Raw genomic sequence first — 23,982 nt, 5'->3', positions numbered from 1 at the left:
AACCCGGCGTGAAGCCCTATTTTTCCCTTCTGGAACTGCTGCATGATAACTATTCGTGATGTTGCCCGTCAGGCTGGCGTGTCAGTGGCGACCGTGTCGCGTGTTCTCAATCAGAGCAACGCCGTGACCTCTGACACCCGCGACGCCGTGTTACAGGCGGTTGAAGCGCTGGGGTATCGCCCTAACGCCAACGCCCAGGCGCTGGCGACGCAGGTCAGCGATACGATCGGGGTAGTGGTGATGGATGTCTCTGATCCCTTCTTCGGGGCGCTGGTTAAAGCAGTGGATACCGTGGCGCAGCGCGTGCACAAGCATGTGTTAATCAGCAACTCCTGGCATCAGGAAGAGAAAGAGCGTCATGCTATCGAGGTGCTGATCAGGCAGCGCTGCAGCGCCCTGGTGGTCCACGCAAAAACGCTGCCGGACGCGGAGCTGGCGGACTTTATGCAGCACGTGCCCGGCATGGTAGTGATTAACCGCATTGTCCCTGGATTCGAACACCGCAGCGTCAGTCTGGATAACGTCACGGGTGCACTGATGGCCTCAAGAACCCTGCTGCAACAGGGGCATAGCCGCATTGGCTATCTTTGCTCCAGTCATCCCATTGAGGATGTGGCGCAGCGCCGTGAAGGGTGGATGCAGGCGATGGCCGAACAGGGCATCCGGCCGCAGGAGAGCTGGATCGCCAGCGCAGAGCCAGATATGCAGGGGGGCGAAGCGGCGATGGTGGAGCTGCTGGGGCGCAATCTCAACCTTACAGCAGTGTTTGCTTATAACGACGGCATGGCGGCTGGCGCACTTACTGCGCTGAAAGACAACGGCATTCAGGTGCCACAGCATTTTTCTGTCATTGGCTTTGATGATATCCCGATTTCCCGTTATACCGATCCGCAGTTGACCACTGTGCGCTATCCCATTGTATCTATGGCAAAAATTGCCACTGAGCTGGCACTGCAGGGCGCAGCCGGACTGCTTGATGACACGGCAACGCATATCTTTATGCCAACCCTGGTGCGGCGTCATTCTGTGGCGCAGCGGCAAAATGTGGAGTCCGTCACTAATTCAGGCGATTCAGGCATGTAACCGTTTTCAATCTGTGATTGTATTCACAGTTAATTAACATTGCTCTCACTATGATGGCAGCGTCTTACCGGACTGAAACATTATGTAACGCCAGTGTAACGGCATCAGTTGTGGTCTCAGTAGCCGGTTAAAGGGTTCATACCCTCTTCATGGAAGCGTTCTGGCACAGGGAAGTCAGGTTTTAGACGGCGTCTGATGGCTTAACAGCCTCATTACGTTAACCAACGCGCCGATCTGTTTTACCAATTGCTCTTCCGCACATTTTGCGGCAGCGCTAAAAAGACCCTGCATAATAAAACCGGAGATACCATGAATAAGAAGGTTTTCACGCTTACAGCACTGGTTGCCAGCATGATGTTTGGTGCAACCGCTCACGCAGCTGACACCCGTATCGGCGTGACCATTTACAAATATGATGACAACTTCATGTCAATGGTGCGCAAAGACATCGAGAAAGAAGCGAAAACAATCGGTGGCGTACAGCTGCTGATGAATGACTCGCAGAACGACCAGTCCAAACAGAACGATCAGGTGGACGTGCTGATGGCAAAAGGCGTGAAAGCGCTGGCGATTAACCTGGTTGACCCGGCTGCCGCTGCCGTCATCGTAGACAAAGCACGTGCCAACGACGTGCCGGTTGTCTTCTTTAACAAAGAACCGAACGCTAAAGTCCTGGCCGGCTATGACAAAGCTTACTATGTGGGTACCGACTCCAAAGAGTCCGGCATCATCCAGGGTCAGCTGATTGAGAAGCACTGGAAAGCGACCCCAGCCTGGGATCTGAACAAAGATGGCACCATTCAGTTCGTCCTGCTGAAAGGCGAGCCAGGCCATCCAGATGCTGAAGCCCGTACTAAATATGTTATCGACACCCTGAACAAAGATGGTCTGAAGACGCAGCAGTTAGCGATGGATACGGCGATGTGGGACACCGCACAGGCCAAAGATAAGATGGATGCGTGGCTGTCAGGCCCGAACGCGAAGAAAATTGAAGTTGTGATTGCCAATAACGATGCGATGGCGATGGGTGCCGTTGAAGCGCTGAAAGCGCACAACATGACTTCTATCCCGGTCTTCGGCGTCGATGCCCTGCCAGAAGCGATGGCACTGGTGAAATCCGGTGCGCTGGCCGGTACCGTGCTGAACGATGCGGAAAACCAGGCGAAAGCGACGCTGGATATTGCCAACAACCTGGCGAACGGCAAAGCGGCAACCGATGGAACAAACTTCAAAATGGTCGATAAGATCGTCCGTGTTCCTTACGTTCCGGTTGATAAAGAAAATCTGTCTCAGTTCTCGAAATAAGATTGATTACGGGCGCGACAGCTGTCGCGCCTTTTTTATGTCACCACCGTTTTTTAGCCAGGTAAAATATGGCCAGTGATAACACGACCGCGCAGCGAGAATATTTGCTGGAAATGACGAATGTTTCAAAATCATTTCCCGGCGTTAAAGCGTTAGATAATGTGAATTTGAAAGTGCGGCCTCACTCTGTTCATGCATTAATGGGCGAGAACGGTGCCGGGAAATCCACCTTATTAAAATGCCTGTTTGGTATTTATAAAAAAGATACCGGCAGTATCCTGTTTCAGGGTAAAGAGATCGACTATAAAAGCTCCAAAGAAGCGCTGGAAAATGGCGTGTCGATGGTGCATCAGGAATTAAACCTGGTTCTTCAGCGTACCGTGATGGATAACATGTGGCTGGGGCGTTATCCGCGCAAAGGCTTCTTTGTCGATCAGGATAAGATGTACCAGGACACTAAGGCGATTTTTGACGAGCTGGATATCGATATCGATCCACGCGACAAAGTTGCCAATCTTTCTGTGTCACAGATGCAGATGATTGAAATTGCTAAAGCGTTCTCCTACGACGCGAAAATAGTGATTATGGATGAGCCGACTTCCTCGTTAACCGAGAAAGAGGTGAATCACCTGTTCACGATTATTCGTAAGCTGAAAGATCGCGGCTGTGGCATTGTTTATATTTCGCACAAGATGGAAGAGATTTTCCAGTTGTGTGATGAGATCACGATTCTGCGTGATGGTCAGTGGATCACCTCTCAGCCGCTGGACGGGCTGGATATGGATAAGATCATCGCCATGATGGTCGGCCGTTCACTGAACCAGCGTTTCCCTGACCGTACCAACGTGCCAGGCGAGACAATTCTTGAAGTTCGCAACCTGACGTCACTGCGTCAGCCGTCTATTCGCGATATCTCATTTGATTTGCGTAAAGGGGAGATACTCGGCATTGCCGGGCTGGTGGGCGCCAAACGTACCGATATCGTCGAAACGCTGTTTGGCATTCGCGAAAAATCGGGCGGCACCATCAAACTGCATGGCAAACCGATTAATAATCACAGCGCCAATGAAGCCATTAACCACGGTTTCGCGCTGGTGACTGAAGAGCGTCGTTCGACTGGTATTTATGCTTACCTGGATATTGGTTTTAACTCGCTTATTTCCAATATTAAAAAATATAAAAACAGTATGGGACTGCTGGATAATAAACGCATGAAGAGTGATACCCAATGGGTTATCGATTCAATGCGTGTTAAAACCCCAGGGCATCATACACAAATTGGTTCGCTTTCGGGCGGTAACCAGCAAAAAGTGATTATTGGCCGCTGGTTATTGACCCAGCCTGAAATCCTGATGCTTGATGAACCAACACGCGGTATTGATGTTGGTGCGAAATTCGAAATTTACCAGCTGATTGCTGAACTGGCGAAAAGAGAAAAGGGCATCATTATTATCTCATCCGAAATGCCGGAGCTGTTAGGCATTACCGATCGTATTCTGGTAATGAGTAATGGTCTGGTAGCAGGCATAGTTGATACCAAAACGACCACGCAGAACGAAATATTGCGTTTAGCGTCATTACACCTTTAATGAAGCAAGGGCTGTTAACATGAAAGCGACTACAAAAAAGAATGCGCTAACCTGGTTAAAAGAGGGCGGCATTTATGTCGTTCTGCTGGTATTGCTGGCTATTATTATTTTCCAGGATCCGACATTTTTAAGTTTGATGAACCTGAGTAATATTCTGACCCAATCTTCGGTGCGCATTATTATTGCACTGGGTGTGGCGGGTCTGATTGTGACCCAGGGTACTGACCTGTCAGCCGGACGTCAGGTTGGCTTAGCGGCGGTCGTTGCCGCAACGCTGTTGCAGGCGATGGATAACGCGAACAAAGTCTTCCCGACGCTGGATACCGTGCCGATTCCACTGGTTATCCTGACGGTGTGCATCATTGGCGGTGTAATTGGTCTGGTGAATGGTGTGATTATTGCTTACCTGAAGGTAACGCCATTTATCACCACGCTGGGCACCATGATTATCGTTTACGGTATCAACTCACTCTATTACGACTTTGTGGGTGCCTCACCGATTGCTGGCTTTGACGCAGGGTTCTCGAAATTTGCTCAGGGTTTCTTACGCTTTGGTGATTTTAAACTCTCGTTCATCACGTTCTACGCTGTGATTGCCATTATTTTCGTCTGGATTCTGTGGAACAAAACCCGCTTCGGCAAAAACATTTTTGCTATCGGCGGTAACCCGGAAGCGGCGAAAGTGTCAGGCGTGAACGTGCCTTTGAACCTGATCATGATTTATGCCCTGTCAGGTGTGTTCTACGCCTTTGGTGGGATGCTGGAGGCGGGTCGTATCGGTTCTGCCACCAACAACCTTGGCTTTATGTATGAGCTGGATGCGATTGCGGCCTGTGTGGTCGGCGGTGTTTCCTTCGCCGGTGGTGTGGGTAGTGTGGCGGGTGTCGTCACCGGTGTGCTGATCTTCACCGTTATCAACTACGGTCTGACCTATATCGGCGTGAACCCTTACTGGCAGTACATCATTAAGGGCGGCATCATTATCTTCGCCGTGGCGCTGGATTCCCTGAAATATTCTCGTAAGAAGTAAGTCTTATTCAACGCTAAAAAAGCGACCTTCGGGTCGCTTTTTTATTATGGGAGCGCAGGCATTGTTGCTGGAGTACGGGCATTGTCGCTGGAGTGCAGGCATTGTGGGTGGAGTGCAGGCATTGTCGCTGTGAGATCGAGTCTGCGAAGGGAACACGGTCAGATCGGAAAGACGCTAAGGCCAGTAAATGATCTGCCCGTGTCATTCCTCCGCAGAACGCTTTTTATAGGGGAGAGTGCTGGGGTCGTTGCTGTGAGATCGAGTATGCGTAGGGAACACGGTCAGATCGGAAAGTCGCAAAAGCCGTCATCCATGACATGCTCGGCCCACGCCATCCCTGGCGTGGGACGCTTTCCTCTTCTGACCGTGTTCCCTGCGCGTTGAGCTTATTCATTGTTATAAGATTCACCCTCTTCAGATTTCTCAGCAGTCTAAGTCGGCTTTCAGAGGGGAAGTAGCACTGAATTATCTACCGTAGTCATGTAATTAATCAGCTTAATGATCGCTGCATAGTAACAGATGGCGACTAAACGTATGCTCCCTGAGCCAGCATATTACCGTCAGCTCCCTGAGCCCTGCACGTTACTGCCAGACCTCGGCACAGCAGTAACCAGCATAAAGAAGTCGCAGCGCGTGAGCTATTTCCGCAGCTTCTGTTCCAGCTCCAGCAGCTGCTCCGGCGTCACCGCCGGATAACTCTGCGCGTCTTCAGGAACATCGTGTACGGCAGGAATTGGCACCAGCGGGCCTAAGAAACGGGGTTCACGCTTAAGCAGGAAGAGGTCCGCCAGTGCACCCAGCCGGGCACCGACCTCACGGAAGCGCACGCTCAGCATGTTTTTCGGTGAGGGCACCGCATAGCACTGGGCCTGAATGCCCAGTTGCAGGGCGATAAACAGCGCGCGCTCACAGTGGAAGCGCTGCGTGATAATAATGAAATCATTGGTATCAAACACTTTGCGGGTGCGCACAATCGAATCAAGCGTCCGGAACCCGGCATAATCGAGCACGATATCAGCCGGATCGACACCGGCTTTGATAAGATCGCGGCGCATCGTCATCGGCTCATTATAGCTTTGCAGCGCGTTGTCACCGCTCAGCAGCAGATAATTCACCTTGCCGCTGTTATAGGCATTAAGCGCGCCCTGCATACGATAGAGGTAATACTGATTGATAACGCCTGTACGATAATATTTCGCCGTCCCCAGGACCACACCTACCTGACGATGCGGCAATGAAGCGACATTTTCGTATATAAAAGGCGCAGTTTTCCAGCTGATCCAGCGATCAAGGCCGAGCGCCGTTGCCACCATCAGTAAGATGATGAAAAGCAGACCAATGAGAACGCGTTTCAGCATGCGCCTGGAGACTCGATGTCAAAATAGTGAGATGGGACAAGGCTACTTGAGCAGCCGCAGCGAAGCAAGTGACTGCCGGCTGGCTGTACGTTTTTTGAACACTGCCGGACCAGAGGCGATCCGGCAGTGGGAAGATTAAATCGAGGTACGACGATAGTGACGATACTGCGGCAGCCAGAAGTTGTTGGCGATAGCCTGTGACAACACATCTTCAGAGGTCACCACGGCGACACCCGCCAGTTGAGCAGCTTTACCCACTTCCATCGCTATGATTTTCGACACGCCCTGGATATCTTTAATCTCAGGCAGTACCGGGCCTTCACCTTCATTCACCAGCGGAGAACAGTCAGCGAGTGCGCGGCTGGCGGTCATCAGCATGGTATCGGTAACGCGGCTGGCACCCGAAGCAATCACACCCAGACCAATGCCCGGGAAGATGTAGGAGTTGTTGCACTGCGCAATCGGATAGGTTTTACCGTTCCAGCTCACCGGCGAGAACGGACTGCCAGTTGCGACCAGCGCGGCACCGTCAGTCCAGGCGATGATATCGGCTGGCGTCGCTTCCACGCGTGATGTCGGGTTCGACAGTGGCATCACAATAGGGCGCTGACAGTGCTTGTGCATCTCGCGGATGATCTCTTCGGTGAACAGGCCCGGCTGGCCAGAGACACCAATCAGAATATCGGGCTGCGCATTGCGCACCACGTCCAGCAGCGAGATGGAATCATTGGTGACATCCCACTGCTGCAGGTTTTCGCTCTTCTGCACCAGCTTGCTCTGGAAATCGAGCAGGTTAGGCAGCTTGTCCGTCAGCAGACCAAAGCGATCGACCATCATCACCCGGCCACGTGCTTCCTCGTCGCTCAGGCCTTCTGATTTCATCTGCGCTATGATCTGTTCAGCGATACCACAACCCGCGGAACCGGCACCCAGGAACACCACTTTCTGCTCGCACAGGCGGCTACCGGCCGCGCGGCTGGCGGCAATCAACGTACCTACCGTAACGGCTGCAGTGCCCTGAATATCGTCGTTAAAGCAGCAGACCTCATCGCGATAGCGATTCAGCAGCGGCATGGCGTTCTTCTGGGCGAAATCTTCAAACTGCAGCAGAACTTTCGGCCAGCGGCGTTTAACGGCCTGGATAAATTCATTGACGAACTCGTCGTACTCTTCGCCGGTAATGCGCGGATGACGCCAGCCCATATAGAGCGGATCGTTCAGCAACTGCTGGTTATTGGTGCCGACATCCAGCACCACCGGCAAGGTGTAAGCCGGACTGATGCCACCACAGGCGGTATAGAGTGAAAGCTTACCAATCGGGATACCCATGCCGCCGATGCCCTGATCGCCGAGGCCCAGGATGCGCTCGCCATCGGTCACTACAATCACCTTCACATTCTGCTTGGTGGCGTTTTGCAGCATATCTTCGATGCGGTCACGGTTAGGGTAGGAGATGAACACGCCACGCGCACGACGGTAGATCTCAGAGAAGTGTTCGCAGGCTGCGCCCACAGTCGGGGTGTAGATAATCGGCATCATCTCTTCAAGATGATTATCCAGCAGGCGATAGAACAGCGTTTCGTTGGTGTCCTGGATGTTACGCAGGTAGACATGCTTATCGTTATTATTTTTGAAGTCCTGGAACTGACGCCAGGCACGCTGCGCCTGCTCTTCAATCGATTCCACTGCTTCTGGCAGCAAACCGTTGAGGTTGAATTCATTACGTTCTTCGATGCTAAAGGCGCTGCCTTTATTCAGCAGGGGAAATTCCAGCAAAATCGGGCCAGCATAAGGGATATACAGCGGGCGTTTACTTTCGTAGTCGAGTTCCATGCGGTAATGCTCCGGTTGCAGTGTTGTCTGGCGTCACGCCGGAAAGGTAGCGCCAGTTTTCTCACCCGTTATAGCTCAGACTGCAGGTCAGGCAGCGGCAGGGTAACCGCTGCGGAAACATTCACGACCGTGCTGCTATCCTGCAACCTGAATTATTCAGAGTAATTTGTAATTGCGTGAATTCTGGCGCCAGATCCTATGAAATTTCCCGCAGAAGTACAGCGTTTGTTCACAAAAGCTCACAAAACTGTGGCTTCTCTGACAGCGGGTTATGCTTTGTACAGCGTTACCTGCAGCAGCTCACCGCAACCAAATGTCTCAAGCGTCGCCTGCGTGGCGGCAAACTGGCTTAACGTGGCATTTTCCACTTCGGCCAGTACCGCTTTTTTTATCTGACGAACATCGCCGCCCTGCATGTTCAGCAAGACCAGTGCCGCCTGAAGCGGCGGGAAGCTCGGGTTAAACGCGGCATTTTCGGCATAGCGACCGGCGACAATCGCGCCATCCGTGGTCAGCAGCGCAACACCCGCGTGGGACTGGCTGTAAGGCGCGTGGCTGGCATTGGCAGCGGCAACCGCAGCCTGCAGCAGTTCATCGCCTTCGGCCACATAGCCGTGGTCCACCTCGTCCATCAGGAAGGTCGTAATGTCCAGATCGCGCGGGCCAAAGGCATCCGGCAGATAATCGGCCAGGGTGCTGATTGCGCGTTGTGGCAGGCTGATGCGAATGTTGGTGCCGCTGTTCAGCTCGTTCATGAACTGACGGCAGTGACCGCACGGCGTGTAGTTAACGGTGATGGTCTCAAGCTGGCGCTCGCCGCGCAGCCACGCATGGGTAATAGCGCTCTGCTCAGCATGGACGGTCTGCTGCATGGGCGTGCCGACAAATTCCATGTTAGCCCCGAAGTACCAGTTGCCGCTGACGCCGCGGGCTATCGCCCCAACGTTAAAATGCGACACGGTAGCAACGGCACAGGAGGCCGCGAGGGGCAGCAGCGCCAGCGCCAGCGCATCGGCCTCCATTTGTGTCTGTTGTTGCAGTGAGGTGACCTGGTCGGCGCTGATCACCGCATGAAAGTCAGGATCGTTCAACAGGGGAGCAAGTGCAGTTTGCAGCGTTGACGGCAATGCCTCAAAAGCAGAAAGGAAACGGGAATGCATGTGAGCCTCATTAAATTCAGCAGGGCGATGTGCCAGTCACCGGTTTATATGTGATCCACATCGCTCTGACAATGTAACATGTGTTGCATGTTTCAACTTTGCGAGATCTCTCGCAAACTTTCAGCCAAACCAGTGCATCAGCAGCGGAAAAATAAACGGTGCCAGCAGAGAGGTGATGATGCCGCAGATCACCAGCGCCAGTGAGCTGAATGCTCCTTCCTGATAGTCCAGTTCCGCGGCACGCGCCGTGCCCAGCGCATGCGATGCATTGCCAATTGCCAGTCCGCGCGCCGCTTTCGATTTTACGCCCAGCAGATTCAGCAGCGTGTGTCCGAATACCGCACCCAGTACTCCGGCAATCAGCACGCAGATGGCGCTGATGGCGGGAATGCCGTGCAGCGAACCGGAGACGGCCATCGCGATGGGCGTGGTCACGGATTTAGGTACGATGGTGGCGGCAATTTCAGGTGTGGCACCCATCCACAGGGCAATAGCGGTGCCTGAGATCATGGCGGTCAGGCTGCCGATAAAGCAGACGCCAATAATCGATTTCCACCGGGCACGAATCTGATGCATCTGCTCATACAGCGGCAGTGCCAGCGCGACCACAGCCGGTTGCAGCAGCTGATTAAGAATCTGGCTGCCGGCGAAATAGCGCGAGTAAGGAAGCTGCAACAGCAGCAGTATCGGGATAATCATCCCCATGGCGACCAGTAGCGGATTAAGCAGCGAGATTTTCAGTCGTATCGCCAGCTTGCGCGCCAGAAAAAAGGCTGCCAGCGTCAGTGGCAGTGACCACCACATGTCACTCATCGGCTGACTCTCCGGCAGGACGGCGGCTGTGAAGCCGGTGGGCGCTGACGCCGACAATGGAGAGTACCAGGAAGGTACTGACAACACAGGAAACAACAATCGGGCCAAACTGGGCGGTGAGTATATCGGTGTAACTCATCACTCCGACGCTGATTGGCACAAACAGCAGCGCCATGTAGCGAATCAGCAGATGGCAGCCCGGTTTTACCCAGCTGACCGGCAGGATCTGCGACGCCAGCAGGCCGAACAGAATTAACATTCCCAGGATGCTGCCTGGCAGTTTAATGGGCAGCAGCGAAGCGATGCCGATGCCAGAGTATAAGCAGAGATAAATGATGATAAAGGCGCGAAGATAACGTCCGCAGACAGACAGCACGGTGAGCATGGCAGGCTCCTGTTTTCACTGAGCTTCATCATACGCATTAACCGCTTAGCGTGCTAGCGATCACATTTATGCCGCAGAGTAGCAGCAACGGGCAAAGCGTTTCAGCAGAAGGAAGCGGGGCAGTAGCGGTGAGAATGCGAAGCGGGGAAAATAACCCTTCGCGCCAGTGATACGGCGCGAAGGGTTCAGAACGGCACTGCGCTTAGCCTGTTAAGCCTCGGCAGGCGATTACTTAACCGGCATACCCGGTACAGCACCGCTGTCGACAGACAGCACGAACAGATCTTTGCCGCCCGGACCCGCTGACAGCACCATGCCTTCAGAGATACCAAAGCGCATTTTACGCGGTGCCAGGTTGGCCACGATAATGGTCATTTTACCGACCAGCACGGCGGGGTCAGGATAGGCGGCACGAATACCTGAGAAGATCTGACGCTTCTCACCGCCCAGGTCGAGTTGCAGACGCAGCAGCTTGTCCGAACCTTCCACCAGTTCCGCCTGCTCAATCAGCGCGACGCGCATATCCACTTTGGCGAAATCATCAATGGTAATGGTTTCACCGATCGGTGCATCGGCCAGCGGGCCCGTGGCGGGCGATGCACTGGCCGCAGCGGCATCCTCTTTCGAAGCCTCAATAAGTCCTTCGACTTTCGCCATTTCAATGCGGCTGTAGAGCGCTTTGAACGGTGCGACCTGATGATCCAGCAGCGGCTGCGCGATGGCATCCCAGCTCAGTTCACCGTTCAGGAAGCCTTCTGCGCGGGCGCTCAGTGACGGCAGTACCGGCTTCAGCCAGGTCATCAGAATGCGGAACAGGTTAATGCCCATGGAGCAGATTGCCTGCAGATCGGCATCACGGCCTTCCTGCTTCGCCACCACCCACGGAGCCTGCTCATCGACATAACGGTTCGCCAGGTCAGCCAGCGCCATGATTTCACGGATAGCACGGCTGTATTCACGACCCGCCCAGGCGTCACCAATCTTCTCTGACGCATCCACGAAGGTCTGATAGAGCGCCGGATCGGCCAGGTCTGCCGCCAGTTTGCCGTCAAAGCGTTTGGTAATGAAGCCCGCGTTACGTGACGCCAGGTTAACCACTTTGTTAACGATGTCAGCATTCACGCGCTGGACGAAATCTTCCAGATTCAGGTCGATATCGTCAATGCGTGAAGAGAGTTTCGCCGCGTAGTAGTAACGAAGGCTGTCGGCATCCAGATGCTGCAGCCAGGTGCTGGCTTTAATAAATGTGCCGCGCGACTTCGACATCTTGGCACCGTTGACGGTGACATAGCCGTGTACAAACAGGTTGTTTGGCTTGCGGAAGTGACTGCCTTCCAGCATCGCTGGCCAGAACAGGCTGTGGAAGTAGACGATATCTTTACCGATGAAGTGATACAGCTCGGTCGTCGAGTCTTTACGCCAGAATTCGTCGAAGTCGATGTCGCCACGCTTGTCGCACAGGTTCTTGAACGAGCCCATGTAACCGATAGGCGCATCCAGCCAGACGTAGAAATATTTGCCTGGCGCGTCCGGGATTTCAAAGCCGAAATAAGGCGCATCGCGGGAGATATCCCACTGCTGCAGGCCCGATTCAAACCACTCCTGCATTTTGTTCGCCACCTGATCCTGCAGCGCACCGGAGCGGGTCCAGGCCTGCAGCATGGCGCTGAAGGACGGCAGATCAAAGAAGAAGTGCTCGGAGTCGCGCAGGACTGGCGTCGCACCGGATACCACCGATTTCGGATCGATCAGCTCGGTCGGGCTGTAGGTCGCGCTGCAGACTTCACAGTTGTCGCCATACTGATCAGGTGATTTACATTTCGGGCAGGTGCCTTTCACAAAACGGTCCGGCAGGAACATCCCTTTTTCCGGATCGTAGAGCTGGGAGATGGTGCGGTTTTTAATAAAACCGTTCTCTTTCAGACGGCCGTAAATCAGCGCTGAAAGCTCACGGTTCTCGTCGCCGTGGGTCGAATGATAGTTGTCATAGCTGACATTAAAACCGGCAAAGTCGGCTTCATGCTCGCTTTTCATCTCTGCAATCATCTGCTCCGGTGCAATGCCCAGCTGCTGAGCTTTCAGCATGATCGGCGTGCCGTGCGCATCATCGGCGCAGATGAAATAAACCTGATTGCCACGCATTCGCTGATAACGCACCCAAATGTCTGCCTGGATATGCTCGAGCATGTGGCCGAGATGGATTGATCCGTTCGCGTAAGGCAGTGCGCACGTTACCAGAATTTTTTTAGCGACTTGAGTCATAGTTTGCGTAGCTTTCTGTTGATTGAAAAAACGGGCTTAGATGGTAACTGAAGGCTTCACCTGCGTAAACACAAGGGATTCACCCTGCCAGTCGCCGCAGATCCACGAGCATCTGATATCATTGACAATACATCGCTGAAACACAGCGTAAGCACAGCAGAAATAAGGAGCAGGGGATGACAGTACAATCCCGGGAACCGCATACGCCAGAAGGCCTGCGCGCCATCGTGGCAGGCGTATTGAGAAGCTTTGAGCATCCGACCCTTAAGCAGAATCTCACCGCCCTGAAGGCATTGCACCATGTGGCGCAGCTGGATGGAACGCTGCATGTGGAACTGGTGATGCCGTTTGCCTGGGCCAGCGGATTCGACGACCTGAAAGAGCAAGTCAGCGCCGAACTGCTGCGCCAGACCGGCGCACGCGCCATCGACTGGCGGCTCAGCCATGATATTGCCACCCTGAAGCGGGTAAAAAACCAGCCGGGCGTTAACGGCGTCAAAAACATTATTGCGGTCAGCTCCGGCAAAGGCGGCGTGGGAAAATCCAGCACCGCCGTAAACATGGCGCTTGCGCTGGCAGCAGAAGGCGCGCGGGTCGGGATTCTGGACGCTGATATCTACGGCCCGTCTGTGCCGAACATGCTCGGCACTCAGGCTCATCGGCCAACCTCGCCGGATGGCACCCATATGGCACCGATCATGGCGCACGGGCTGGCCACCAACTCCATTGGTTATCTGGTCACGGATGACAATGCGATGGTGTGGCGCGGGCCGATGGCCAGCAAAGCGCTGATGCAACTGCTCAACGAAACGCTGTGGCCGGAGCTGGATTATCTGGTGCTGGATATGCCGCCCGGCACCGGCGACATTCAGCTGACGCTGGCGCAGAACGTGCCGGTCACCGGTGCGCTGGTGGTGACGACACCGCAGGACATCGCCCTGATTGATGCCCGCAAAGGGCTGGTGATGTTTGAAAAGGTCAATGTGCCGGTGCTCGGCGTGGTGGAAAACATGAGCCTGCATATCTGCAGTCAGTGTGGCTTCCACGAGCCCATCTTTGGCACCGGCGGCGCGCAGAAACTGGTGGAGGATTACCAGACACAGCTGCTGGCCCAGCTGCCGCTGCACATTGACCTGCGCGAAGATCTTGATGAAGGTGAACCGACGGTGATTCGTCGTCCCGACAGCGAATTTACCGCGCTCTATCGCCAGCTGGCCGGACGCGTTGCGGCTCAGCTTTACTGGCAGGGCGAAGTCATCCCCGGCGACATCGCCTTCCGCGCGCTTTAAGCCCGACCCGACCCGCTGGCATAGTGTGAGGCCAGCGGGTAATGCATCAACACGTAGCCGCCGTGCTCACCTTCGCCCTGTGAAATCATTTTCCAGCCGTGTTTCAGGTAAAACGCCTGTGCCGCTTTGTTCTTCTGCAGGCACTTCAGCGCGCCGGTTGAGGTAAAGCGCGCTTCGACTGCTTCCAGTAAAGCGCTGCCCACGCCGCGTCCCTGCCAGTCAGGATCGACATAAAGACTGTGCAGGAAGTTGTCGTTCTCCAGCAGCCCGGCAAATCCGACACGCTGCCCCTCTGCTTCCGCGACCAGCACGGTTTCGCCCAGAATCACGCCATCAAAATCTTCCAGCTGCCACTCGCTGCCGTCAAGCCAGCGCCAGTTGTGTCGTCGCGCCGCCAGAAACAGCGTGCGCAGGAAAGGACGATCGGCTTCCGTAAACGGACGAATCTCCACAGGTCAGCTCCCTTATAATCCGGTCTTACAAAACTAGCAGTGATTCGCGAAGACAGGCGAAAAGATAAAGCGGGTTAAATGTCACGAAAATCGCTGTACACTGCCTGCCGGGCCAGAGAGCATCAGGCTTTCAGCGTTTGATAGCTTTCGTTTATCAGATTGATAACGACCGCGTATTAGATGTTGGCCCGAAAATTATGTAACCTGCATCACATATTTTAACGGAGGCCACAGATGTCTATTATCAATACCAAAATCAAGCCGTTCAAAAACGCAGCATTCAAAAACGGCGAATTCATCGACGTAACCGAGAAAGACGTTGAAGGTAAATGGAGTGTGTTCTTCTTCTATCCAGCTGACTTCACCTTCGTCTGCCCGACCGAACTGGGCGACGTGGCTGACCACTACGAAGAATTCCAGAAACTGGGCGTAGATATCTACTCCGTTTCTACCGACACCCACTTTACCCACAAAGCCTGGCACGGTTCTTCAGACACCATCGCGAAAATTCAGTACGCGATGATTGGTGACCCGACTGGCGCGCTGACCCGTAACTTCGAAATCATGCGTGAAGACGAAGGTCTGGCTGACCGCGGTACGTTCATCGTTGACCCGGAAGGCGTTATCCAGGCCATCGAAATCACTGCTGAAGGCATTGGCCGTGACGCCTCTGACCTGCTGCGCAAAGTGAAAGCGGCTCAGTACGTGGCTTCTCACCCAGGTGAAGTGTGCCCGGCTAAATGGAAAGAAGGTGATGCAACTCTGGCTCCGTCTCTGGACCTGGTTGGCAAAATCTAATTCCGCTTCGCCCTTTCGACCATTCTCCAATCGGGTGCTGCGGCACCCGATTTTTTGACCAGGATATCACTATGCTCGACACAAATTTGAAGACGCAGCTCAAGGCTTACCTTGAGAAATTAACCAAACCTGTTGAGTTGATCGCCACCCTGGATGAGGGTGCAAAATCAACCGAGATTCGTGAACTGTTGGTTGATATCGCCGGCCTGTCTGACAAAGTCAGCTTCCGCGAAGAGAACGATCGTCAGGTGCGTAAGCCCTCATTTCTGATCACTAACCCAGGTTCGAACAGCGGCCCGCGTTTTGCCGGTTCCCCACTGGGCCACGAATTTACCTCACTGGTGCTGGCGCTGTTACAGACCGGTGGGCATCCGTCGAAAGAAGCACAGAGCCTGCTGGATCAGATCGCGGCGCTGGACAGTGACTTCCATTTCGAAACTTACTATTCACTCTCATGCCATAACTGCCCTGACGTCGTACAGGCGCTGAACCTTATGGCGGTGATTAATCCGCGCATCAGCCACACCGCTATCGACGGTGGCCTGTTCCAGAACGAGATTCAGGAACGTAACGTGATGGGCGTGCCAGCGGTTTACCTCAATGGTAAAGAGTTTGGTCAGGGTCGCATGAGCCTGGCGGAAATCGTCAGCAAAGTGGATACCAATGCGGATAAACGTGCGGCAGAAGAGCTGAACAAGCGTGACGCGTATGAAGTCCTGATTATCGGCAGTGGTCCGGCGGGCGCAGCGGCAGCCATCTACTCAGCACGTAAAGGCATCCGTACCGGCCTGCTGGGTGAGCGTTTTGGCGGCCAGGTGCTTGACACGGTCGATATCGAAAACTATATCTCCGTACCGAAAACCGAAGGGGCAAAACTGGCCGGTTCACTGCGCGCACACGTGGATGATTACAACGTGGACGTCATTGAAAGCCAGAGCGCCATCAAACTGATCCCGGCAGCGAAAGAGGGCGGAATGCACGCCATCGAAACCGCCTCCGGCGCAGTATTGAAATCCCGCAGCATCATCCTGGCGACCGGCGCACGCTGGCGTAACATGGGCGTGCCGGGTGAAGAAGAGTATCGCACCAAAGGCGTGACCTACTGCCCACACTGCGATGGTCCGCTGTTCAAAGGCAAACGCACAGCGGTGATCGGCGGCGGTAACTCCGGCGTGGAAGCGGCCATCGATCTGGCCGGTATCGTTGAACACGTTACGCTGCTGGAGTTTGCCGGTGAGATGCGCGCCGATCAGGTGCTGCAGGATAAGCTGCGCAGCCTGAAGAACGTTGATGTGATCCTGAACGCGCAGACCACTGAAGTGAAAGGCGACGGCACCAAAGTGACCGGCCTGCACTATATCGACCGTACGACGCAGACCACCCACGAGCTGCCGCTCTCCGGTATCTTCGTTCAGATCGGTCTGCTGCCGAACACCCCGTGGCTGGAAGGCGCGGTTGAGCGCAACAAAATGGGTGAGATCATCATCGATGGTAAATGCGAAACCAGCCTGAAGGGCGTGTTTGCTGCGGGCGACTGCACCACCGTGCCGTACAAACAGATCATCATCGCCAGTGGTGAAGGTGCTAAAGCCTCACTGAGCGCGTTTGACTATCTGATTCGTACCAAATCGGCTGAATAACATTTAGTTAGCCAGACAATAGCCCTTCAGCACGCCTGCTGAGGGGCTTTTTTAATAGCCCGCCAGTGTCATCAGCATCATCCATATCGGCGTCGTCACCGCCGCAAATACCGTTGAAAACAGCATACTCGCCGCCGCCGGGCCGGTAATGACATTGAACTTCTGCGACATCAGATAGACGTTAACCCCGACTGCCATCGATCCCAGCAGTACCACCACTTTACTCTCCAGCGGTGGCAAATCGGTCAGCCACGCGATAGCCCATACCGTCATCGGCTGCAGCACCAGCTTCAGCAGGCAGAGGGTATAGCTCTCTTTAAGTCCTTCCCGCACCCGATAATGCGCCAGGCTCATGCCCAGCGTCACCAGCGACAGGGGCGCGGCCAGTGAAGCCAGCATCTTTAACGGTTCTGCGGCCAGCATCGGCAAAGGACGCTGCAGAAAACTCCAGGCCGTCCCGCTGAGAATGCCGATGATGAGTGGATTCTTTACTACCCCAATCAGGGTGCGCCACACGCCTTCCAGCGAGAAGCTGCCCTGTTTCGCCCATTCGACCGAAACGGTGAGTAAGGTCCAGAGGATCAGGCTGTTAAATACCAGAACCAGCGCCACCGGGGGCAGGGCTTCTGGCCCCAGCAGTACTGTGGCCACCGGGATCCCCAGCATCACGTTATTGGAAAAGATGCCGCCCAGCGCAAAAACCGACGCCGCTACGCCATCCAGATTGAACAGCCTTGTTGCCAGCAGTCGCCCCACGATAAACACCAGCAGGCAACTGCCGAAGAAGGCCAGCAACAGGCGCGCATCCACCGGCGGACTTTGCGAGAAGGTGCTCATCACCCGAAACAGCATGCAGGGCAGTGCGACGTTAAATACAAAGCGGTTCATCCCTTCGCTGATGCTGGCGGGCCATTTTCCGAGGCGCGTCAGACAGTATCCCAGCAGGATCAGGATAAACAGCGGGGCTGACAGATAAATTTGATGGCTTAAGCTTTCAAACAGCAGTGGCATAGAGAGAGTCTGGTCAGGCGATGATTAGTTACCAGACTAACAAATTGCTAACTAACTGTTAACTTGAACTGTGTCTGGAATGACCGTTGCCCGGACACTAACCTAACCAGCGGCGTGCCTGTCTGTCACTGATATCCCGATAATAGACCCGGTGAATAATTTCGCCACAGCCTGTGCAGCGGGCGGAAAGATAGGTGGAGAGGTACTGTCTGCCATTGGGTGCCACGGCACCCTTGCGTTCAATATTAATCTCCTGCCATCGATGACGGTGTGGAATAAGCGCTAAAAATCGCATCATACGTCCTGAATAGTATGAAGTTCCGCTTCAGAAGTTTTTTAACTCCATGAAATAACGTGTTTTTTACGATAATGCTGCGAGCAGGTTAGTTATTATGGGGTCACCAGAGTCACTGCGGGAAATATTACTCATCAGGGTAATAAACACTTCTACTTATAAAGAGGTATTCCGATAGCCCGCAGCATTAAGCCTTTTTTTGTACTGCTGAGAGTTGATCGGGATCATGTGAATTGTTTCAGTTCCGATTATTTTCCAGGCTTGCTTTAACAGTACGGCTTGCCTATGCTGCAAGCCGTAACACGACTCGGGGTGCCCTTCTTAAATGAAGGCTGAGAAATACCCGTATTACCTGATCTGGATAATGCCAGCGTAGGGAAGTCTGATGCCTGACCGCATTCGCCTTCTTGTTCGCCGGTTGGGAGCTACGATGACACATCAATCTCAACACCTTTCTGCTGCGCACTTCGCGCCCGTTCTGCACACTTTCCGCCGTCAGTCACCGCTGGTGCACTGCATGACCAATGACGTGGTCCAGAACTTCACTGCCAATGTGTTACTCGCGCTCAATGCCTCACCGGCAATGGTGATCGATGCTGACGAAGCGGCACAGTTCGGCCGCTTTGCCGATGCGTTGCTGATTAACGTGGGCACGTTAACCCGCGAGCGCCAGCAGGCGATGCAGGCTGCCGTTATCGCGGCTAATCAGGCGGGCACCCCCTGGACACTCGATCCGGTTGCCGTCGGCGCGCTGACGCTGCGCAGCGACTTCTGTCAGCAACTGCTCAGCCAGCAACCGGCGGTGATTCGGGGAAATGCGTCAGAGATTCTGGCGCTGGCACAACAGGCCGGCGGCGGGCGCGGTGTCGACACGCTGCATCAGGCGGATGCAGCACTCAATGCGGCCCAACAGCTCGCGGAAACCTGGAGCACGCTTGTGGTCGTCACCGGTGAAGTGGACTACGCCACCGACGGCCGGCGACTCCTTGCCATAACCGGTGGAAGCCCGTTAATGACGCGCGTGGTCGGAACCGGCTGCGCACTTTCTGCTGTAGTGGCGGGATTCACTGCTCTGCCAGGCGATCGGCTGATGAACGTGGCGGCGGCCTGTCAGATAATGGCCCTGTCGGGTGAAAAGGCAGCGGCGCAGGCAGCCGGACCCGGCAGCTTTGTCACGGCGTTTATTGATGCACTCTGGACGCTGGAGGTAGAGCATGAAGCGCATTAATGCTCTGACGATTGCCGGTACCGATCCCAGTGGCGGCGCGGGCATCCAGGCCGATCTGAAAACCTTCTCAGCTCTGGGTGCCTACGGCACCAGTGTGATTACCGCGCTGGTGGCACAAAACACCCAGGGCGTGCAGTCGGTTTATCGCATTGCGCCTGACTTTGTTGCCGCCCAGCTCGATTCGGTACTGGATGATGTGCGTATCGACAGCGCAAAAATCGGCATGCTGTCTGAAACGGCCATTGTGGAACAGGTTGCAGCCCGGCTGAGGCGTGCTGAGATCCCGTTTGTCGTGCTGGATACGGTCATGGTCGCGAAAAGTGGTGATGCGCTGCTTTCGCCAGACGCCGTGGCCAGCGTACGGGAGCAGTTATTACCGCAGGTGTCGCTGATCACGCCAAATCTGCCGGAAGCGGCGGCGTTGCTGGATTGCGCTATCGCCACCAATGAGGCAGAGATGCGCGAGCAGGGGCGGGCCTTGCTGGCACTCGGCTGTCAGGCCGTGCTGATGAAGGGCGGTCATCTGGCGGCGTCGGAGAGTCCGGACTGGCTGATTACTCACTCAGCGGAACAGCGATTCAGCACGCCACGCGTGCATACCCGTCATACCCATGGCACCGGCTGCACGCTGTCGGCCGCCTTAGCCGCGTTACGTCCGCGCCATACTGACTGGGCAGAGACGATTGAGGAAGCGAAAAACTGGTTGCAGCAGGCGCTGTTACAGGCGGATTCGCTGGAGGTCGGGAACGGCATCGGACCGGTGCACCATTTTCATCAGTGGTGGTGACGGCGAAGGTCCGCATCGACCTGGTAATCAGGCGGTGCGGGCAGTTTCCGTTTCAGGGCGCTTCAAACCAGGCGCTGTTACGCTCGGCAATCGGGGTGATTGAGAAGATCATCTCCTGCAGGTGACGACGCATCGCCGCTTCGGCGGCATCGGCGTCATGGCGCTTCAGCGCGGCAAAAATCTCTTCATGCTGCTCAATCAGCCTCTCCGGTGGTGAGACTTCACTCAGCGTCAGAAACCGCACCCTGTCCATAGCCGCTTTTATGTTTTCCACCGTCTCCCAGGCGAGCTTGCAGTCAATGCTTTCAGCGATCAGGCGATGAAACTCATCGTCCAGAGTGAGGAAAGCCTGGCTGTCATGCCGCTCAGCGGCCATGCGCTGCAGCTGCAGATTATGTTCCAGTGCCATCAGGGCGGGATCGTCAATCTCCACCGCTGCCCGCCGCACTACCGACACTTCCACCGCCTCACGGATAAACCGGCCATCCGCGACACGTTTAGCGGAGATTTTGCGCACGAAGGTGCCGCGCTGCGGCAATACCTGTACCAGTCCGGCTTCAGCCAGCTTTATGAACGCTTCACGCACCGGCTGGCGTGAGACGTTGAAGCGTGCTGAGACCTCTTTTTCAGAGAGCAGCGAACCTGGCTGAATTGCGCAGGTAACAATATCTTTGCGCAGATAACGGTAAATCTGCTGATTTACCGGTTCGCTGGTAGTAATGGTATAGGCGATCGACATGCAGCAATATCCATATTACGGCTGACCGGGGCCAGCGCGATGGGAAAGTGTCAGTCTAATCAGCGCGCTGCGTCTGCGCCAGCGCTTTTAGCCGCGGTTGAGACACTGATGCACTGTAGCACGCGCGCCCTGGGTGGTGAGTTGCTGATACCAGACAGTCAGTCGGGCAACCACGTCGCTATTCTGCGCCAGATCCTCGCCGAATACTTCGCGGATGGCGAGCAATGCCCGCACGCGAGACTCACCTTCTTCACTGGCGGCAACGCACTCTGCGAGCTGCGCTTTCAGCGGATCGCGGATGTCGATCGGCTGACCCTGTTCATCGACGCCGCCGACATAGCGCATCCAGCCCGCTACGCCCAGCAGCAGCAGGTCGCAGTCACTACCGCGCTGCAGGTGCCAGCGCAGGCTATCGAGCATACGCTGTGGCAGTTTCTGTGTGCCGTCAGTGGCAATCTGTCCGGTGCGATGTTTAATGGCGCGATTTTCATAACGCGCAATCAGTGAATCGGCATAGGCGTTGAGATCCACGCCCTGAGTGCGCAAAGTAGGAGCCTGCTCATCGATCATCAGTGAACGGGCGGCGGCGCGGAAATGGTGATCGGCCATGCAGTCGCTGATGTATTCATAACCGGCAAGGAAGCCGAGATAGGCCAGGAAAGAGTGGCTGCCATTCAGCATGCGCAGTTTCATCTCTTCATAGGGCAGAACGTCACTGACCAGTTCTGCGCCCGCGTTTTCCCACGCCGGACGACCATTGACGAAGTTATCTTCAATCACCCACTGGAAGAAGGGTTCCGCTTCAACCGCAACCGGGTCGCTGGAACCCAGGCGCGCGCTCAGGGCCGCAAACGCCGCATCGGTCATCGCCGGAACGATGCGATCGACCATGGTTGAGGGGAAGGTAATGTGCTGCTGAATGTACTCTGCCAGCGCCGGATCCTGCTGCCGCGCCAGTTGCACAATCACGTTGCGGGTGACATGACCATTTTCCGGCATGTTGTCACAGGACATCACGCTGAAGGCAGGTAGCCCCTGGTCACGGCGGCGGCGGATCGCGGCCAGAATCAGACCTGGCAGCGAGCGTGGCGCATCCGGATGCTGCAGGTCATGGACGATATCGGGATGATCGGGATTTAAATTGCCACTGGCGGGCTGATGACAGTAGCCTTTTTCAGTGACGGTCATGGAGACAATCGCCACTTCAGGCTGACTCATGGCGTTAATCACCGCCTCAATACCGTCACTTTTACCGTGCAGCGCCTGGGTAATAACGCCAATTACCCGGGTATGCAGGGAATCATCAGCCATCTCGGTGAGGGTATAGAGCAGATGCTGCTCACGCAGAGCCTGAATCAGCGCGCCGCTGTTGAGGTTCACTTCGCAGTATCCCCAGTCGCTACCCTGTTCAGCCAGCCTGTCGCTGCAAAGTGCCTGATGAGCGCGATGAAAAGCACCAAAACCGATATGCACCATGCGGGTTTTTAACTGGCTGCGGTCGTAAGCGGGGCGCCGGACCTCAGCGGGGAGGCAATCAATCTGTAACATAGTCCGTCCTTATGGCAAACGGGGCGCAAAGCGCCCCAAAACATCGTTCTGTTAGCGGAACAACACTCAGACCGAAACCGGTTTATCCTCAGGTTTCGGACTGCGAATCACAAACAGCACCAGGAAAGCCCCCAGCGCGGCGACACAACCCGCCAGCACAAAGGCGCTATCGAATTTACCGGTATGCTGAACAATAAAGCCGGTGACGATCGGCCCGATGATGCCGGAAAGGCTCCCCACCAGATGGATAAAGCCGCTGATGCTGCCGATACGACTTTTGTGCACCACATCCTGAATAATCGCCCAGTAGATCGCGCCGGTGATGTAGAGGAAGAAAATCGACACAGACATCATAATTACCGCAGGCACCACATCTTTTATCGTACCCGCCAGCGCCACACAAATTGCGGCGGCCAGCAGTGAGACCACCAGCACAATTTTGCGGGACAACAACAGCTTGCCGGTGATGTTAAAGATCTTATCGGAGATCCAGCCACCCAGTGCCAGGCCAACGAAACCGACGATCCACGGGATCATGGTGGTGATGCTCATTGATTTGATATCCAGGCCGTGCGCCTGCACAAGGTAGGCCGGGAACCAGCTCAGGAAGAAGAACAGGATGTAGTTGTAGCAGAAGAAGGCAAATGCCGTGACCAGGATAATCGGCTGGCGCAGGTAGTAGCCAAACGGATGTGACGTTTCTGACAGGTCAACCTCATCATTCGGGCTGGTGGCTTTCAGGCGATCGATCAGCTGACGCTCTTTTTCGGTGACCAGTTTGCTCTTCGCCGGATTATCAGCGGCAAAGAAGAGCCAGAACGCCATCCATACCAGACCGATACAGCAGACGATCACAAAGGCCGGACGCCAGCCATAGGCCAGGGCCAGATAACCAATGATCGGGCCGGCGACTGCGCCACCTAAAGGTGACCCGGCACTAAGTAAACCCATCGCCGTGGCGGCCTGTTTCTTCGGGAACCAGCCATTAATCGCTTTGTTAGCCGAAGAGCAGATCGGGCCTTCAGCCATGCCGAACAGCACACGCAGGATCAGCAGCGACCAGAAGCCGGTGGCCAGCGCGGTCATGCCGCAGAAAATGGACCAGGCACCCACCGCCACGGCCAGTACGATTTTTGGACCATAGCGGTCAGTGGCAAGCCCGCCAAGGAAGTTAAACAGGGCATAGCCAAAGAAAAAGCTGCCGAAGATCATGCCAAACTGCTCAGCATTAATCGCCAGATCCTTCTCTACCAGCGGTACGGTCAGCGACAGGGCGACACGATCGAGGTAGTTAATCATGTAAACCAGGAACAGCAGCAAAACGAGGGTCCAGCGCAGATTCTTGAACATACAAACTCCGTGATCTGTTTTATCTTT

General features: G+C 55.0%; 21 protein-coding genes and 1 riboswitch. Of the genes, 9 read left to right on the top strand and 12 right to left on the bottom strand.

Features of this window, described 5'->3' with window-relative positions; genetic code table 11:
• Window positions 1–42: 42 nt before the first annotated feature.
• The 4 genes from galS to mglC all read left to right on the top strand — a co-directional run bounded on the left by galS (window position 43) and on the right by mglC (window position 5,007).
• A complete protein-coding gene (gene galS, locus AC6I8J_RS12420; RefSeq protein WP_013358509.1) occupies window positions 43–1,083 on the top strand; it encodes an HTH-type transcriptional regulator GalS in 1,041 nt (346 codons plus the stop codon).
• Window positions 1,084–1,392: 309 nt separating this feature from the next.
• Window positions 1,393–2,388: a galactose/glucose ABC transporter substrate-binding protein MglB gene (gene mglB / locus AC6I8J_RS12415; protein ID WP_222925220.1), complete on the top strand. Its 996-nt coding sequence runs from the start codon at window positions 1,393–1,395 to the stop codon at window positions 2,386–2,388.
• A gap of 68 nt (window positions 2,389–2,456) precedes the next feature.
• Window positions 2,457–3,977 carry a galactose/methyl galactoside ABC transporter ATP-binding protein MglA gene (gene mglA / locus AC6I8J_RS12410; RefSeq protein WP_161732224.1) on the top strand — a complete coding sequence of 507 codons (1,521 nt, stop codon included), beginning with the start codon at window positions 2,457–2,459 and terminating at the stop codon, window positions 3,975–3,977.
• Window positions 3,978–3,996: 19 nt separating this feature from the next.
• Window positions 3,997–5,007: a galactose/methyl galactoside ABC transporter permease MglC gene (mglC, locus tag AC6I8J_RS12405; protein WP_161732226.1), complete on the top strand. Its 1,011-nt coding sequence runs from the start codon at window positions 3,997–3,999 to the stop codon at window positions 5,005–5,007.
• Window positions 5,008–5,645: 638 nt separating this feature from the next.
• Here the strand turns inward: mglC and sanA are convergent.
• From sanA to metG, 6 genes are all read right to left on the bottom strand, one after another.
• Complete coding sequence (gene sanA, locus AC6I8J_RS12400; RefSeq protein WP_013358504.1) at window positions 5,646–6,365, bottom strand: outer membrane permeability protein SanA; 720 nt, start codon at window positions 6,363–6,365, stop codon at window positions 5,646–5,648.
• Window positions 6,366–6,500: 135 nt separating this feature from the next.
• Window positions 6,501–8,198: an NAD-dependent malic enzyme gene (locus AC6I8J_RS12395; RefSeq protein WP_253419328.1), complete on the bottom strand. Its 1,698-nt coding sequence runs from the start codon at window positions 8,196–8,198 to the stop codon at window positions 6,501–6,503.
• Between the two features lie 269 nt (window positions 8,199–8,467).
• Window positions 8,468–9,358, bottom strand: a complete 891-nt coding sequence (cdd, locus tag AC6I8J_RS12390; RefSeq protein WP_497825420.1) for a cytidine deaminase — start codon at window positions 9,356–9,358, stop codon at window positions 8,468–8,470.
• 120 nt (window positions 9,359–9,478) lie between these two features.
• A complete protein-coding gene (locus AC6I8J_RS12385; protein ID WP_222925222.1) occupies window positions 9,479–10,171 on the bottom strand; it encodes a CidB/LrgB family autolysis modulator in 693 nt (230 codons plus the stop codon).
• Window positions 10,164–10,556, bottom strand: coding sequence for a CidA/LrgA family protein (locus tag AC6I8J_RS12380; protein ID WP_161732233.1), 393 nt, complete (start codon window positions 10,554–10,556; stop codon window positions 10,164–10,166). Before AC6I8J_RS12380 ends, AC6I8J_RS12385 begins: the two co-directional genes overlap by 8 nt.
• A 228-nt stretch (window positions 10,557–10,784) precedes the next feature.
• Window positions 10,785–12,818, bottom strand: coding sequence for a methionine--tRNA ligase (gene metG / locus AC6I8J_RS12375; protein WP_480343156.1), 2,034 nt, complete (start codon window positions 12,816–12,818; stop codon window positions 10,785–10,787).
• A gap of 176 nt (window positions 12,819–12,994) precedes the next feature.
• Between metG and apbC the strand changes: the two genes are divergently transcribed.
• Window positions 12,995–14,107 carry an iron-sulfur cluster carrier protein ApbC gene (gene apbC / locus AC6I8J_RS12370; protein WP_497825419.1) on the top strand — a complete coding sequence of 371 codons (1,113 nt, stop codon included), beginning with the start codon at window positions 12,995–12,997 and terminating at the stop codon, window positions 14,105–14,107.
• Here apbC and AC6I8J_RS12365 read toward each other — a convergent pair.
• Window positions 14,104–14,559, bottom strand: a complete 456-nt coding sequence (locus AC6I8J_RS12365) for a GNAT family N-acetyltransferase (RefSeq protein ID WP_161732239.1) — start codon at window positions 14,557–14,559, stop codon at window positions 14,104–14,106. The two genes, apbC and AC6I8J_RS12365, sit on opposite strands and share 4 nt — an antisense overlap.
• 234 nt (window positions 14,560–14,793) lie before the next feature.
• Here AC6I8J_RS12365 and ahpC point away from each other — a divergent pair, with 234 nt between their 5' ends.
• Window positions 14,794–15,357: an alkyl hydroperoxide reductase subunit C gene (gene ahpC / locus AC6I8J_RS12360; protein WP_013358496.1), complete on the top strand. Its 564-nt coding sequence runs from the start codon at window positions 14,794–14,796 to the stop codon at window positions 15,355–15,357.
• A gap of 71 nt (window positions 15,358–15,428) precedes the next feature.
• Window positions 15,429–16,997, top strand: a complete 1,569-nt coding sequence (ahpF, locus tag AC6I8J_RS12355) for an alkyl hydroperoxide reductase subunit F (RefSeq protein WP_010248223.1) — start codon at window positions 15,429–15,431, stop codon at window positions 16,995–16,997.
• 51 nt (window positions 16,998–17,048) lie between these two features.
• Here ahpF and AC6I8J_RS12350 read toward each other — a convergent pair whose 3' ends face one another.
• Both AC6I8J_RS12350 and AC6I8J_RS12345 read right to left on the bottom strand, forming a co-directional pair.
• Complete coding sequence (locus tag AC6I8J_RS12350) at window positions 17,049–18,008, bottom strand: AEC family transporter (protein WP_222925225.1); 960 nt, start codon at window positions 18,006–18,008, stop codon at window positions 17,049–17,051.
• 97 nt (window positions 18,009–18,105) lie between these two features.
• A complete protein-coding gene (locus AC6I8J_RS12345; protein WP_222925463.1) occupies window positions 18,106–18,303 on the bottom strand; it encodes a hypothetical protein in 198 nt (65 codons plus the stop codon).
• 298 nt (window positions 18,304–18,601) lie between these two features.
• A riboswitch (TPP riboswitch) is annotated at window positions 18,602–18,699 on the top strand.
• Between the two features lie 34 nt (window positions 18,700–18,733).
• On the opposite strand from AC6I8J_RS12345, the gene thiM reads away from it, so the two are divergent.
• Window positions 18,734–19,531, top strand: a complete 798-nt coding sequence (gene thiM / locus AC6I8J_RS12340; protein ID WP_161732243.1) for a hydroxyethylthiazole kinase — start codon at window positions 18,734–18,736, stop codon at window positions 19,529–19,531.
• The gene (thiD, locus tag AC6I8J_RS12335; RefSeq protein WP_222925226.1) at window positions 19,518–20,318 is read left to right on the top strand and encodes a bifunctional hydroxymethylpyrimidine kinase/phosphomethylpyrimidine kinase; all 801 of its coding nucleotides are present in this window, start codon (window positions 19,518–19,520) and stop codon (window positions 20,316–20,318) included. Before thiM ends, thiD begins: the two co-directional genes overlap by 14 nt.
• Window positions 20,319–20,370: 52 nt before the next feature.
• Here thiD and AC6I8J_RS12330 read toward each other — a convergent pair whose 3' ends face one another.
• From AC6I8J_RS12330 to AC6I8J_RS12320, 3 genes are all read right to left on the bottom strand, one after another.
• Window positions 20,371–21,057: a GntR family transcriptional regulator gene (locus AC6I8J_RS12330; protein WP_161732247.1), complete on the bottom strand. Its 687-nt coding sequence runs from the start codon at window positions 21,055–21,057 to the stop codon at window positions 20,371–20,373.
• An 87-nt stretch (window positions 21,058–21,144) separates the two neighbouring features.
• Window positions 21,145–22,605 (bottom strand): mannitol dehydrogenase family protein, encoded by a 1,461-nt coding sequence (locus AC6I8J_RS12325; protein ID WP_161732249.1) that lies wholly within the window; start codon window positions 22,603–22,605, stop codon window positions 21,145–21,147.
• 66 nt (window positions 22,606–22,671) lie between these two features.
• On the bottom strand, window positions 22,672–23,955 hold the full coding sequence (locus tag AC6I8J_RS12320) for an MFS transporter (RefSeq protein ID WP_222925228.1): 1,284 nt from the start codon (window positions 23,953–23,955) through the stop codon (window positions 22,672–22,674).
• Window positions 23,956–23,982: the final 27 nt, after the last annotated feature.

The organism is Pantoea sp. X-Soil-ISGK-355, from assembly GCF_059730805.1.
The sequence above is the reverse complement of the archived record's forward strand: the minus strand, read 5'-3'. Positions and strand labels throughout refer to the sequence as shown.

Bases quoted from the DNA above. Each gene is read 5' to 3' on its own strand.
- mglC (WP_161732226.1), top strand. From the start codon at position 3,997: ATGAAAGCGACTACAAAAAAGAATGCGCTAACCTGGTTAAAAGAGGGC.
- thiD (WP_222925226.1), top strand. From the start codon at position 19,518: ATGAAGCGCATTAATGCTCTGACGATTGCCGGTACCGATCCCAGTGGC.
- metG (WP_480343156.1), bottom strand. From the start codon at position 12,818: ATGACTCAAGTCGCTAAAAAAATTCTGGTAACGTGCGCACTGCCTTAC.
- AC6I8J_RS12380 (WP_161732233.1), bottom strand. From the start codon at position 10,556: ATGCTCACCGTGCTGTCTGTCTGCGGACGTTATCTTCGCGCCTTTATC.
- ahpC (WP_013358496.1), top strand. From the start codon at position 14,794: ATGTCTATTATCAATACCAAAATCAAGCCGTTCAAAAACGCAGCATTC.
- ahpF (WP_010248223.1), top strand. From the start codon at position 15,429: ATGCTCGACACAAATTTGAAGACGCAGCTCAAGGCTTACCTTGAGAAA.
- AC6I8J_RS12330 (WP_161732247.1), bottom strand. From the start codon at position 21,057: ATGTCGATCGCCTATACCATTACTACCAGCGAACCGGTAAATCAGCAG.
- mglB (WP_222925220.1), top strand. From the start codon at position 1,393: ATGAATAAGAAGGTTTTCACGCTTACAGCACTGGTTGCCAGCATGATG.
- apbC (WP_497825419.1), top strand. From the start codon at position 12,995: ATGACAGTACAATCCCGGGAACCGCATACGCCAGAAGGCCTGCGCGCC.
- AC6I8J_RS12385 (WP_222925222.1), bottom strand. From the start codon at position 10,171: ATGAGTGACATGTGGTGGTCACTGCCACTGACGCTGGCAGCCTTTTTT.
- AC6I8J_RS12395 (WP_253419328.1), bottom strand. From the start codon at position 8,198: ATGGAACTCGACTACGAAAGTAAACGCCCGCTGTATATCCCTTATGCT.
- sanA (WP_013358504.1), bottom strand. From the start codon at position 6,365: ATGCTGAAACGCGTTCTCATTGGTCTGCTTTTCATCATCTTACTGATG.
- galS (WP_013358509.1), top strand. From the start codon at position 43: ATGATAACTATTCGTGATGTTGCCCGTCAGGCTGGCGTGTCAGTGGCG.
- cdd (WP_497825420.1), bottom strand. From the start codon at position 9,358: ATGCATTCCCGTTTCCTTTCTGCTTTTGAGGCATTGCCGTCAACGCTG.
- AC6I8J_RS12345 (WP_222925463.1), bottom strand. From the start codon at position 18,303: ATGCGATTTTTAGCGCTTATTCCACACCGTCATCGATGGCAGGAGATT.
- AC6I8J_RS12350 (WP_222925225.1), bottom strand. From the start codon at position 18,008: ATGCCACTGCTGTTTGAAAGCTTAAGCCATCAAATTTATCTGTCAGCC.
- mglA (WP_161732224.1), top strand. From the start codon at position 2,457: ATGGCCAGTGATAACACGACCGCGCAGCGAGAATATTTGCTGGAAATG.
- AC6I8J_RS12320 (WP_222925228.1), bottom strand. From the start codon at position 23,955: ATGTTCAAGAATCTGCGCTGGACCCTCGTTTTGCTGCTGTTCCTGGTT.
- thiM (WP_161732243.1), top strand. From the start codon at position 18,734: ATGACACATCAATCTCAACACCTTTCTGCTGCGCACTTCGCGCCCGTT.
- AC6I8J_RS12325 (WP_161732249.1), bottom strand. From the start codon at position 22,605: ATGTTACAGATTGATTGCCTCCCCGCTGAGGTCCGGCGCCCCGCTTAC.